12 protein-coding genes, 2 riboswitches and 1 other annotated feature are annotated in these 12,005 nt (G+C 30.1%); of the genes, 11 read left to right on the top strand and 1 reads right to left on the bottom strand.

Annotated elements, in window-relative coordinates:
* Window positions 1-6 precede the first annotated feature (6 nt).
* The 7 genes from ilvC to Q5O44_RS12520 all read left to right on the top strand — a co-directional run bounded on the left by ilvC (window position 7) and on the right by Q5O44_RS12520 (window position 6,308).
* Entirely contained in the window at window positions 7-1,011 is a 1,005-nt protein-coding gene (ilvC, locus tag Q5O44_RS12550; protein WP_022168783.1) for a ketol-acid reductoisomerase, read from the top strand.
* Window positions 1,012-1,298: 287 nt separating this feature from the next.
* Window positions 1,299-1,613, top strand: coding sequence for a heavy metal-binding domain-containing protein (locus Q5O44_RS12545; RefSeq protein ID WP_022168782.1), 315 nt, complete (start codon window positions 1,299-1,301; stop codon window positions 1,611-1,613).
* Between the two features lie 16 nt (window positions 1,614-1,629).
* On the top strand, window positions 1,630-1,779 hold the full coding sequence (locus Q5O44_RS12540; protein WP_022168781.1) for a hypothetical protein: 150 nt from the start codon (window positions 1,630-1,632) through the stop codon (window positions 1,777-1,779).
* A gap of 148 nt (window positions 1,780-1,927) precedes the next feature.
* Window positions 1,928-2,029, top strand: a riboswitch (purine riboswitch).
* Between the two features lie 103 nt (window positions 2,030-2,132).
* Window positions 2,133-3,437: an NCS2 family permease gene (locus Q5O44_RS12535; RefSeq protein WP_022168780.1), complete on the top strand. Its 1,305-nt coding sequence runs from the start codon at window positions 2,133-2,135 to the stop codon at window positions 3,435-3,437.
* Between the two features lie 184 nt (window positions 3,438-3,621).
* Window positions 3,622-3,807 (top strand) — a binding site (T-box leader).
* Between the two features lie 61 nt (window positions 3,808-3,868).
* Window positions 3,869-5,530 (top strand): glutamate--tRNA ligase, encoded by a 1,662-nt coding sequence (gene gltX, locus Q5O44_RS12530; RefSeq protein WP_022168779.1) that lies wholly within the window; start codon window positions 3,869-3,871, stop codon window positions 5,528-5,530.
* Window positions 5,531-5,797: 267 nt separating this feature from the next.
* Entirely contained in the window at window positions 5,798-5,965 is a 168-nt protein-coding gene (locus Q5O44_RS12525) for a hypothetical protein (RefSeq protein WP_022168778.1), read from the top strand.
* A 178-nt stretch (window positions 5,966-6,143) separates the two neighbouring features.
* A complete protein-coding gene (locus tag Q5O44_RS12520) occupies window positions 6,144-6,308 on the top strand; it encodes a hypothetical protein (protein WP_022168777.1) in 165 nt (54 codons plus the stop codon).
* 18 nt (window positions 6,309-6,326) lie between these two features.
* On the opposite strand, the gene Q5O44_RS12515 is transcribed toward Q5O44_RS12520, so the two are convergent.
* Entirely contained in the window at window positions 6,327-7,991 is a 1,665-nt protein-coding gene (locus Q5O44_RS12515) for a glutamine--tRNA ligase/YqeY domain fusion protein (RefSeq protein WP_022168776.1), read from the bottom strand.
* A 206-nt stretch (window positions 7,992-8,197) separates the two neighbouring features.
* Between Q5O44_RS12515 and Q5O44_RS12510 the strand changes: the two genes are divergently transcribed.
* The 4 genes from Q5O44_RS12510 (at window position 8,198) to Q5O44_RS12495 (ending at window position 11,933) form a co-directional block, all read left to right on the top strand.
* Window positions 8,198-8,512: a DUF1540 domain-containing protein gene (locus tag Q5O44_RS12510; protein ID WP_022168775.1), complete on the top strand. Its 315-nt coding sequence runs from the start codon at window positions 8,198-8,200 to the stop codon at window positions 8,510-8,512.
* Window positions 8,513-8,718: 206 nt separating this feature from the next.
* Window positions 8,719-9,729 carry a homoserine dehydrogenase gene (locus tag Q5O44_RS12505; RefSeq protein WP_022168774.1) on the top strand — a complete coding sequence of 337 codons (1,011 nt, stop codon included), beginning with the start codon at window positions 8,719-8,721 and terminating at the stop codon, window positions 9,727-9,729.
* A gap of 10 nt (window positions 9,730-9,739) precedes the next feature.
* Window positions 9,740-10,306: a 5-formyltetrahydrofolate cyclo-ligase gene (locus Q5O44_RS12500; protein ID WP_022168773.1), complete on the top strand. Its 567-nt coding sequence runs from the start codon at window positions 9,740-9,742 to the stop codon at window positions 10,304-10,306.
* A gap of 44 nt (window positions 10,307-10,350) precedes the next feature.
* A riboswitch (SAM riboswitch) is annotated at window positions 10,351-10,548 on the top strand.
* A gap of 110 nt (window positions 10,549-10,658) precedes the next feature.
* Window positions 10,659-11,933, top strand: a complete 1,275-nt coding sequence (locus Q5O44_RS12495) for an O-acetylhomoserine aminocarboxypropyltransferase/cysteine synthase family protein (protein WP_022168772.1) — start codon at window positions 10,659-10,661, stop codon at window positions 11,931-11,933.
* The last annotated feature ends 72 nt before the right edge of the window (window positions 11,934-12,005 follow it).

Here is a 12,005-nt window from a genome sequence, read left to right as displayed (position 1 = left end):
ATAAAAATGGCAAAGATGTTTTATGAGAAGGATACTAATTTAGGATTATTACAAGGAAAGAAGGTAGCAGTAATTGGTTTTGGTAGCCAAGGACATGCCCATGCATTAAACTTACATGAAAGTGGAGTAGATGTAGTTGTAGGATTATATGAAGGAAGTAAATCATGGGATAAGGTAAAAGAAGCAGGGTTAGAAGTTGCTACAACTGCAGAAGCAGCTAAAAAAGCTGATATTATAATGATATTAGTACCAGATGAAAAGCAAGCAAAATTATATAGAGAAGAAATTGCACCATACTTAGAAGAGGGAAATGCTTTAGTATTTGCTCATGGATTTAATATTCACTTTAAGCAAATAGTACCTCCTTCAAATGTTGATGTATTTATGATAGCTCCAAAGGGACCAGGACATATGGTAAGAAGAACTTATACTGAAGGTTCAGGAGTTCCTTGTTTGATAGCTGTAGAACAAGATTATTCAGGAAAGGCTAAGGATTTAGCATTAGCTTATGCAAATGGTATAGGTGGAGCAAGAGCCGGTGTTCTTGAAACTACATTTAAAGATGAAACAGAAACAGATTTATTTGGCGAACAAGCAGTTCTTTGTGGAGGAGTTACAGCTTTAATTAAGGCTGGTTTTGAAACTTTAGTTGAAGCAGGATATGCACCAGAAAATGCTTATTTTGAATGTATGCATGAAATGAAGCTTATTGTAGATTTAATGTATCAAGGTGGTATGGCTGCCATGAGATATTCAATTTCTGATACAGCTGAATATGGTGATTATGTAACTGGTAGCAGAATAATTACTGATGAAACTAAGAAGGAAATGAAACAAGTTTTAACTGAAATTCAAGATGGAACATTTGCTAAGAAGTGGCTTCTTGAAAATCAAGTTGGAAGACCTACATTTAATGCTATGAGAAGAATGGAAGCAGAGCATCCAATAGAAAAAGTAGGTAAAGAACTTAGGGAAATGATGTCTTGGATAGACACAAAGAAACTAGATTAAGAATTAAAAATTAAGAATTAAGAATGAAAAATGACGGTAAAAAAACTCCTCAAAGTTGAGGAGTTTTTCTTTTTCCTCATATATTTGAAAGTTTAATCTAAGTAATAATTGTCTATAATATAAAATACATAATAATTGACAAAAAATGGATGGATATATAGTATAATATTAAACAAAAAATGGAAAAGATTATTGACAATCTTTTTAATATAGTATATTATCATATTAAAGGTTAATAAATAACTCTTAAAGAGATTAAGAGAACGGTATGGAGAGGGGTAATAATTATGATAATATTAACAATAGAAAATGTTCCAGGAAAAGAAATTAAAGAAGTTAAAGGCTTAGTAAAAGGTAGTACTGTAAGATGTAAAAATATTGGACGTGATATAACTGCTTCTTTTAAAAACCTTGTAGGTGGAGAAATGTCAGGATATAATGATATGCTTACAGAAGCAAGACAAATAGCTATTGGAAGAATGGTTGATGAGGCAGAAGCTATGGGAGCCAATGCAATTATAGGAATGAAGTTAATGTCTTCTGCTGTAGCAGCAGGAGCAGCAGAAATGGTGGCTTATGGTACAGCAGTAGTAGTGGAATAAAAAGGAGTAATGTATTTTGAATGAAACATGGATTATTATATTATACATTGGCTTTTGGATACTTACAGCTATAGGATCAATAGCAATGATAATATGGGCTATAGCAAGTAGGATTAAAGAAAAAAAGATAGAAAAAGAAAAACATAAGAAGTATAAAGAATATTAATTATAATAAATAATATAAAAAATTATCATGTAAAAAGGCATTAGAAGTTAAAAAGTATTTAACATCTAATGCCTTTTTCATATAAAGGAATAAAAGTATAAAATTATGGGTAGACAAGCTATAAAAAATATATTATCATATGTTTTATAGTAAAATACAATCGAATGTTCGTATAATACCGGAAATATGGTCCGGAAGTTTCTACCAAATCACCATAAATGATTTGACTACGATATGGATTTAATATTTATACATAAATACATACAGTATAAATTCTATTAATATAATACATATCTTTTTCCTCATATCATGCGATATTCGGTTGTAAAGTAAAATGCATGGAGGAACAAATTATGGAATTCTTATCAAATTATTTCAAATTTAAAGAAAAAGAAACAAATCTTAAAAGTGAAACCATAGGTGGTATAACTACATTTTTAACAATGGCCTATGCGTTATTCTTAATTCCTAGTGTACTTGCAGAAGCTGGTATGCCACAAGGTAGTGTATTTGTAGCTACAGGACTTGCAGCAGCTTTAGGAACACTTATAATGGGTATCTTTGCAAACTTCCCAATGGGATTAGCACCAGGTGTTGGTTTAAATGCATTCTTTGCATATAGCGTATGTTTAGGAATGGGTATTAAGTGGGAAGTAGCATTATCAGGTGTGTTAGCTTCAGGAATTATATTCTTAATAATATCAGCAACTGGTTTAAGAGAAATGATTATTAAAGCTATACCAACTAATTTAAAGTTTGCAGTAAGTGCAGGAATAGGATTATTCATTGCTTTTATAGGATTAAAAAATGCAGGAATAGTAGTAGCTAATTCAGCAACTTTTGTAGGTCTTGGTGATTTAACAGATCCTACAGTCTTACTTTCTATATTTGGTGTTATAGCAATTTCAATATTTATGGTTAGAGGTTCTAAAATAGCAATCTTCTTAGGTATGACTTTAACAGCAATTGTGGGTATGATAACAGGACTTATTGATATGCCAACATCAGTAGTATCAATGCCACCATCAATGGCACCTACTTTTGGAGCTGCTATTAAGAATATAGGGAATATATTTAATCCAGAAATGATTCTTGTAATATTTACTTTCTTATTTATGGATTTCTTTGATACAGCAGGAACATTAGTGGCTGTTGGTTCAAAGGTTGGACTTCTTAAAAAAGATGGTTCTATAGAAAATGGTTCAAAGGCATTGTTGGCTGATTCAGTGGCTACATGTATAGGGTCAATATTTGGTACAACTAATACAACATCATATGTTGAATCATTATCAGGGGCTTCTGTTGGAGCAAAAACAGGATTTTCAAGTGTGGTAGTTGGAGGATTATTCTTAGTTTCATTATTCTTCTCACCATTACTTACAGTAATAACATCAGCAGTTACAGCACCAGCACTTATTATAGTTGGATCATTAATGTGTTCTTCACTTAAGGAAATAGAATGGGAAAGAGCAGAAATAGCTATTCCATCATTCTTAACTATTTTATTAATGCCATTAACATATAGCATTGGTGAAGGAATTGCTTGCGGATTTTTAACATATGTTATTTTAATGATATTTAAAGGAAAAGCTAAAAAGGTTCATCCAGTAATGTATGTATTATCATTATTATTTATAGTATATTTTGCTATAAGATAGAGTTTTGTTTATAAAAATTGAGCTTAAATTATCTATAACAGAGATAATTTAAGCTCAATTTATTTTTTATTATTAAAATATATATTTAGTGTATAATGTTATAACAGTTATACATAAGAGAAATACTTTACAATAATAATTTGAATCTGTATAATTAATCTGTAATTTGCAAAAAATGATAATAGTAATTGCGTTGAAGAGGAGCAGTAAATAGAAGTTTAATTTAAAGCGATTTAGGGAGAGTGTGAGCCTAAAATTTAAAACTATTGAAGGAAACCTTGGAGCAATAAAATTAAATAAGTATTTGAGTGGGTTAATTCTTATTAACCAATTTAGGTGGTAACGCGGAAGTACGTCTTTCGTCCTATATTTTCATGGGATGAAAGACTTTTTATATTTTAATAAAAAAGAGAGAGAAGGAGACTAACATTATGGCATTTGAAAAATTAGCTGAAATAATATTTCCTAATGTTGAACATGATAGAGAATATTATATAGCAAAATACCCAAAGAGAAATTTAAAAGAAGGTGCTAGAGTAACTAGATATGCACCATCACCAACAGGGTTCCAACATATAGGAGGAGTTTTTGCTGCGTTAATCAATGAGAGATTAGCAAGTCAAAGTGAAGGTGTTTTCTATTTAAGAATTGAAGATACAGATCAAAAAAGAGAAGTTCAAGGAGCTATAGAAGATACAATTTCAACTATGCACAACTTTGGAATGGACTTCAGCGAAGGAATGACTGGTCAAGAAACTTCAAAAGGTGAATATGGTCCATATAGACAAAGTCAAAGATCAGATATATATAATGCCTTTGCAAAAGATTTATTATTAAAAGGATTAGCATATCCAGATTTCTGCACTCCAGAAGAATTAAATGCTTTAAGAGAAGAGCAGATAGCTAATAAAATAACTCCAGGATACTATGGAGAATATGCTAAATACAGGAATATAACTGAAGAAGAAGCTATAGAAAGAATAAATAATGGTGAAAGCTATATATTAAGATTAAAATCACCAGGAAATCCTGAAAATAGAGTAGAATTCCATGATTTAATTAAAGGTGATATATCATTCCCTGAAAACAATCAAGATGTTGTTCTTATAAAAGGTGATGGACTTCCAACATATCACTTTGCACATGCTATAGACGATTATTTAATGAGAACTACAGATGTTATTAGAGGAGAAGAATGGCTTTCTTCATTACCAATACACGTTCAATTATTTGATGTATTAGGATTTGAAAGACCAAACTATGCACATATACCAACAATAATGAAACAAGAAGGTGGATCAAAGAGAAAGCTTTCTAAGAGAAAAGATGCAGAAGCAGCTGTTTCTTACTACAATGAAGTTGGATATCCAGTAGTATGTGTTATAGAATACTTATTAAATATTGTTAATTCAAGCTATGAAGAATGGAGAACTGAAAATCCATCTGCTGATTACCATGAATTTGTTGTTCATTTAGATAAGATGAGTAAGAGTGGAGCATTATTTGACCTAGTTAAGTTAAATGACGTTTCAAAAGATGTTATAGCAAGAATGCCAGCTTCTGAAGTGTATGAAAAATACACTGAATGGGCTAAAGAATATGATAAAGAAATGTATGAATTAGTTACTTCTAATGAAGCTATGGCTAGAGAAATATTCAACATAGATAAAGAAGGTCCAAAGCCAAGAAAAGACTTTGCAAAATGGGATGAAGTTAAAGATAAGATATTCTACTTCTTTGATGAATTATTCTACAATGAAACTGCAGAACAAGTTGAATTACCAAAGACTTTATCATTAGAAAATGCTAAGGCTGTAATTGAAGAATATGCTAAAAAATTTACATTTAATGTTGGAAGCCAAGAAGAATGGTTTGAAGAATTAAAAGTAATTGGAGCAGAACTTGGATACTGTGCTAATAGAAAAGAATACAAAGCTAATCCAGAAAACTATAAAGGAATGATTTCTGATGTTGCTGGTGCTGTAAGAAGCGCTTTATCACACAGAACAAATACTCCTGATCTTTACACTATAATGCAAATTATGGGTGAAGAAAAAGTTAGAGAAAGATTCAATAAATTTTTAGCTTTATAATTCATAAAGGTTTGTTCCATAATTAATCTTTAATCACTCATAATACATAAGTGCCTAACTAATTACTATTCTTCATAATTAATTCAGGTATATAGTTTGTATAAAAAGCACACAATAGTAATGACTTAAGGATAGGATGTTGCTTTAGTTGATAGTCCTAAGAGTCTTTACAACTAAATAGAAAGTTAATGAGCAATACTATGGCTAGAACTATAGGACTGGCTGTAGTATTGCAAAAATGAAAGATAGTTATAGGAGGTCAAGATTATGAGTAAATCTAAAAGATGTCACTGTAATCATGAACTGTCATCAGCATCAGTGGAGGGCTGTGGCTGCAGCAATAGCCAAGAAGCAAAAAAAAGTGCGACAAATAATCAATGGACAACTGCCAGCAGAGGAAGTTGTGCATGTGCATGCGATGAAGGGCATAAATAATTAAAAATAGACTTGGGTAGGAAAAAACCATTTTATTAAGTGAGTTATATGAAGTTTTAAGCTTATACACCATGAGTGGCAAGACAAGCTTCATGTAGCTCACTTTTTAATGAATAAAAATAATAGAAAAACTTAAACTATATATAACTAAAAACTAGAAAGGAGAAGAATGTGAGATATGGCTATCCAAAAGAAAGGTATTAAGAAAAATGTATTGATGAAATTTAATAATATACAAGCAAATAATTGGGATATAGATTGTGATGTTAATAGTCTAAATGACTATAGTGATGATTATGGGTTTTATGAAGATAGAGTAGATATAGAAAATAAGTGGAGATAATTCTCCACTTATTTATTTTTATTTATTAAGTTTGAATGAGGATTTTAAAGATACAATTCTGTTGAAAACAAGTTTTTCTGGTGTAGTATATTTAGGATCTACATTAAAGAATCCGTTTCTAACCATTTGGAATTTATCTTGAGGCTTAGCATCCTTGATAGCTGTTGGCTCGATGAATCCTTGTAATACTTCTATTGAATGAGGATTTATTTGTTCTAAGAAGTGCTTTCCTTCATTTCCTTCAGCATCATCTAAGATTAATGGTTCATATAATCTAAATTCAGCAGGAACAGCATTTTTAGCATCTACCCAGTGGATAGTACCTTTAACTTTTCTTCCTGTAAATCCTGAACCACTCTTAGTTTCTGGATCGTAAGTACAATGAACTTCAATTACATTACCATTTTCATCTTTAATTACATCAGTACATTTAACAAAATATGCACCCATTAATCTAACTTCATTTCCAGGGAATAATCTGAAGTATTTTTTAACTGGAACTTCCATGAAATCTTCTTGTTCAATATATAATTCTCTTGAGAAAGGAACTAATCTTTTACCAAAAGATTCATCTTTTGCATTATTGCTTACTTCTAGCATTTCAGTTTGTCCTTCAGGATAATTAGTGATAACTAATTTTAAAGGATTAAGTATAGCCATAGCATTTGGTGCTTTCATTTGTAAATCTTCTCTTACAAAGTAATCAAGCATTTGAGAGTCAACTGTTGAGTTTGCTTTAGCAACACCTATAGCTGCACAGAAGTTTCTTAAAGCTTCAGGAGTACATCCTCTTCTTCTAAGACCAGATATAGTAGGCATTCTTGGATCATCCCATCCATCGACAACACCTTCATCTACTAATTGCTTAAGTTTTCTTTTACTCATAACTGTGTTTGTCATGTTTAATCTAGCAAATTCAATTTGTCTAGGTACACATTCCATTTCACATTCTCTTACAACCCAGTCATAAAGAGGTCTATGATCTTCAAATTCTAATGTACAGATAGAGTGAGTAATTCCTTCTATAGCATCTTCTAATGGATGAGCAAAGTCATACATTGGGTAGATACACCATTTGTCTCCTGTATTATGGTGAGTTGCATGAGCAATTCTATAGATTATTGGATCTCTCATATTAAGGTTTGGAGAAGTCATATCTATTTTAGCTCTAAGAACTTTTTCTCCATCTTTGAATTCACCATTTTTCATTCTTTCAAATAAATCTAAGTTTTCTTCAACAGATCTATTTCTATAAGGACTTTCTTTTCCAGGTTCAGTTAATGATCCTCTATATGCTTTTGCTTCTTCAGGAGTAAGATCACATACATAAGCTAATCCTTTCTTAATTAAAAGAACAGCTTTTTCATACATAGTATCAAAGTAGTTAGATGCAAAGAATAAAGCATCCCAATTTCCGCCTAACCATTTAACATCTTCTTTAATTGATTCAACATATTCTGTATCTTCCTTTACAGGGTTAGTATCATCAAATCTTAAATGTGTTTTACCGTGGAATTCTTCAGCTAAACCAAAGTTTAATAATATAGATTTTGCATGACCTATATGTAAATAACCATTTGGCTCTGGTGGGAAACGAGTGATTATCTCATTATGTTTTCCACTCTCTAAGTCATTAATGATTATATTTCTTATAAAATTAGAAGAATTAATTTCATTTGACATTGTTTTACCTCGCTCAAAGTTTATTTATTAATTAAGTAAATATATATAAAAATTTACCTTATTAACATAGTTTACTATTAATAATAATTTTAATCTAATATAAAGAAAAAATAAAGAAAAACATTAAAAGACGGATTTATGTATAAATAAAGAAAGAAATTGTAAAAATAACTAGGTGGAATTTAGCAATAGATAGGAGTGATTTTATGCCAAATTTAATGTGTAATGTTACTACTTGTGGTCATAATAAGCATAATCTTTGTTGTAAAGATGGCATACAAGTAGGTGGAAGTGAAGCTTTTGTAAGTGAAACTACATGTTGTGAAAGCTTTATTGAAAAAACAAAGGAATTTTTAAATAGTACAGAAGAACCAAAGGCTGCTATGCCAGTTAATTGTGAAGCTGTAAATTGTGTATACAATGAATTAGGAATGTGTGGAGCAGATTCAATAAGTATAGCAGGAGGCCCAGTTTCATCTGTTTCCAAGACAGAATGCAACACCTTTGTTCCAAAGTTCTAAAGAACTTAATCCAATTATGAATTATGAATTAAGAATAATGAATTAATGTGGAAACTCCAAGAGTTTCTAAAATTATATTTTTCTAAACTCTTGGAGTTTATTCCTTAATTTATAATTCAGCATTCATAATTCATAATTAGCTAAGTTTATTATTAATTTTTAATTATATATAATTAAATTATATATAAAACTTGGAGGTATTGAGTATGGATATTGGGTTAATTGGTTTTGGAGGAGTAGGACAAGCACTAGCTGGTTTACTTATAGAAAAAAAGAAATATTTAAGAGAAAAATATAATTTAGAAATTAATTTAAAATATATTATTAATAGTTCAGGTGGAATATATAATCCAGAGAAAATAGATTTAATACATTTAATAAATCATATTCAAAAGGGAAAGCAAATAAGTGAATATAAAGATTGGGGCAATTATAACATAGATAGTATTATTGCAAATGGAGATGTAGATACAATTGTTGAGCTTACCCATACTAATATATCAAGTGGACAGCCAGCATTAATGCATATGGAAAAGGCATTAAAAAATAAAATAAATGTGGTTACAGGAAATAAGGGACCTATATTTTTAAAATATAAATATCTTAATGAATTAGCTGGTGAAAATGGTGTTAAATTAATGGTAGGATGCACTACCGGTGGAGCTTTGCCATCTATAAATGGTGGGTTAATTGAAGTAGCTGGTTCAGAGATAACTTCTATGGAAGGAATATTAAATGGCACCACTAATTATATCTTATCAGAAATGATGAAAAATCATATTTCATATGATGAAGCACTTAAACAAGCACAAAAAGAAGGAATTGCAGAAAAGAATCCAACATTAGATATAGAAGGATATGATACTGCAGTAAAGATAATAATATTATCAAATGTAATTTTAAATACTGATTTATCATTAAATGATATAAAGGTTGAAGGAATTAGTCATATAAAGAAAGAAGAACTTATAGTGTTAAAAGAGCAAGAAAAAAAGTTAAAGCTGATGGGTAAAGTAGCCATGAAAAATGGAAAAGCAACAGCAGAAGTTAAGCTTTGTGAAATAGATAAAAGTCATCCCTTGTATTTAGTGGATGGTAAAAATAAAGGAATAACTTATAAGACAGATTCTTTAGGTGAAATAAGTATAATTGGAGGAGCATCAGGCAGAATAAATGCAGCTGCTGCTATTTTAAGAGATTTAATAAATTTAAAATAAAGAGGTAAATATGGATAAAAAGATAGTAAGAAAAGAAGTATTACACACAAGAAATAATATGTCTAATGAATTAAGAAAATTAAAAGACAAGCTTATATATGATCTTTTTATAAATAGTGATTTATACAAAAAAGCTAAAGATATATTTATATACGTGAGTTTTGGATCAGAAGTAAGTACTCATGAAATAATAAATAAAGCAATTAGTGATAAGAAAAATATATATGTACCAAAAACAGATATTAATAAAAAAGAAATGATAGCTGTAAAAATTCACAGTTTTACTGAGTTAAATGTGGACAACTATGGTATATTAGAGCCTATAAGTGTGGATAAAGAAAAAATAGCCAGTGATTTTGACACAATTGTAATGCCAGGAGTGGCATTTGATAAGGAAGGAAATAGAATAGGCTATGGTGGTGGATATTATGACAAGTACCTAGAAAAAAACATCTTCAAAGCAAAAAAAATAGCTTTAGCTTATGAAGAGCAGATTTTAGAAAAAATAGAAACTGATTATCATGATATAAAAGTTGATTTTATAATAAATACGGAAAAAATTATAAAAACTTATTGAAAATAAATTCCATATATGTATAATTAAAGATAACAACAAAATACTTCTTATTAAGAATGGTGGAGGGACTGGCCCTGTGAAACCTAGCAACCTAGTTTTTCAATTAAGAATTATGAATTAAGAATTATGAATTGATTAAAAACTCTTGGAGTTTTATCCTTAATTCATCATTCATCACTCATAATTCATCATTAAGAACTGTGGTGCTAAATCCTGCAAGGCTTTGCCTTGAGAAATGAGATATTATATGAATGAATAGTTATTATGATTTATTAACTACTTCTCATTATCTATAGGATAATAATGAGAAGTAGTTTTTTTAGTAATTATAATTTTAAGGGGGCTTTTTAATATGACTAATAACTGGAGAAAGGGCACTAATTGTATTCAAGGAGGGTATACGCCAAATAGTGGAGAACCAAGAGTATTACCAATATATCAAAGTGCAACTTATAAATATGATGATCCTGACAAACTTGAAGCATTATTTAATTTAGAGGCAGATGGACATTTATATACTAGGATTTCTAATCCTACACTATCAGCATTAGAAGAGAAATTTAGTAAGCTTGAAGGTGGCGTTGGGGCTGTAGCCACTGCATCAGGACAATCTGCAATACTTTTATCAATATTAAATATTTGTAAAGCAGGGGATCATATCATATCTGTATCATCTTTATATGGAGGTACAGTAAATTTATTTAATGTCCATTTAAAAAATTTAGGTATTGAGGTTACTTTTGTAGATCCAGATGCATCTGAAGAAGAGATTTTAAAGGTTGCAAGAGAAAATACAAAAGCTGTTTATGGCGAAACTATTGGTAATCCAGGCTTAAATGTTTTAGATTTTGAGAAATTTGCTAAGGTAGCATCAAAGCTTGAAGTACCATTTATAGTGGATAACACTGTAGGAACTCCTTATTTAATAAATCCATTTAAATTTGGTGCCAATGTGGTAGTACATTCAACAACTAAATATTCAGAAGGTCATGCACAGAGCATAGGTGGAATAATTGTTGATGGAGGTAATTTCAATTGGAGCAATAATAAGTTTCCAGACTTTATAAATCCTGATGAAAGTTATCATGGCTTAAGATATGCTGAGGACATTGGTACATCTGCATATATTTTTAAATTAAGGGTTACACTTTTAAGAGATTTAGGACCATGTATGAGTCCTTTTAATGCTTACTTAACTAATTTAGGATTAGAAACACTTCATTTAAGAATGGAAAGACATTCATCAAATGCTTTACAATTAGCTAAATATTTACAAAATCACCCAAAAGTAAGCTGGGTTAACTATCCTTATTTAGAAGGTAGTAAAGGATATGAAAATGCTAAGAAGTATTTAAAAGCAGGCAGTGGACTTCTTACCTTTGGTATAAAAGGTGGTATAGAGGAGAGCAAAAAATTCTGTAAGGCACTAAACTTAGTTGCTTTAGCTGTTACTCTTGGTGATTCAAGAAGCTGTATTCTTCATCCAGCAACTACAACTCATAGTCAGTTAAATGATGAGGATTTAGCGGCAAGTGGTGTAACAAAGGATATGCTGAGAGTTTCTGTAGGAATTGAAGATATACAAGATATAATAGATGATTTTAAACAAGCATTAGATACAATATAAATTAATTATTAAAAAGCTAGAGTTTTCTCTAGCTTTTTTTTAAAGTACAGGAAAGTATAAAATTTTCGATGG

It is taken from the genome of Clostridium sp. CAG:221 (genome assembly GCA_000435835.1).
Classification (GTDB): Bacteria; Bacillota; Clostridia; order Clostridiales; family Clostridiaceae; genus Clostridium.
Note: the sequence above shows the minus strand (reverse complement) of the source record. Positions and strands in the feature narration are given on the sequence as shown.

Coding starts and splice junctions, on each gene's coding strand:
- ilvC (WP_022168783.1), top strand. CDS start 7: ATGGCAAAGATGTTTTATGAGAAGGATACTAATTTAGGATTATTACAA.
- Q5O44_RS12545 (WP_022168782.1), top strand. CDS start 1,299: ATGATAATATTAACAATAGAAAATGTTCCAGGAAAAGAAATTAAAGAA.
- Q5O44_RS12535 (WP_022168780.1), top strand. CDS start 2,133: ATGGAATTCTTATCAAATTATTTCAAATTTAAAGAAAAAGAAACAAAT.
- gltX (WP_022168779.1), top strand. CDS start 3,869: ATGGCATTTGAAAAATTAGCTGAAATAATATTTCCTAATGTTGAACAT.
- Q5O44_RS12525 (WP_022168778.1), top strand. CDS start 5,798: ATGAGTAAATCTAAAAGATGTCACTGTAATCATGAACTGTCATCAGCA.
- Q5O44_RS12520 (WP_022168777.1), top strand. CDS start 6,144: ATGGCTATCCAAAAGAAAGGTATTAAGAAAAATGTATTGATGAAATTT.
- Q5O44_RS12515 (WP_022168776.1), bottom strand. CDS start 7,991: ATGTCAAATGAAATTAATTCTTCTAATTTTATAAGAAATATAATCATT.
- Q5O44_RS12510 (WP_022168775.1), top strand. CDS start 8,198: ATGCCAAATTTAATGTGTAATGTTACTACTTGTGGTCATAATAAGCAT.
- Q5O44_RS12505 (WP_022168774.1), top strand. CDS start 8,719: ATGGATATTGGGTTAATTGGTTTTGGAGGAGTAGGACAAGCACTAGCT.
- Q5O44_RS12500 (WP_022168773.1), top strand. CDS start 9,740: ATGGATAAAAAGATAGTAAGAAAAGAAGTATTACACACAAGAAATAAT.
- Q5O44_RS12495 (WP_022168772.1), top strand. CDS start 10,659: ATGACTAATAACTGGAGAAAGGGCACTAATTGTATTCAAGGAGGGTAT.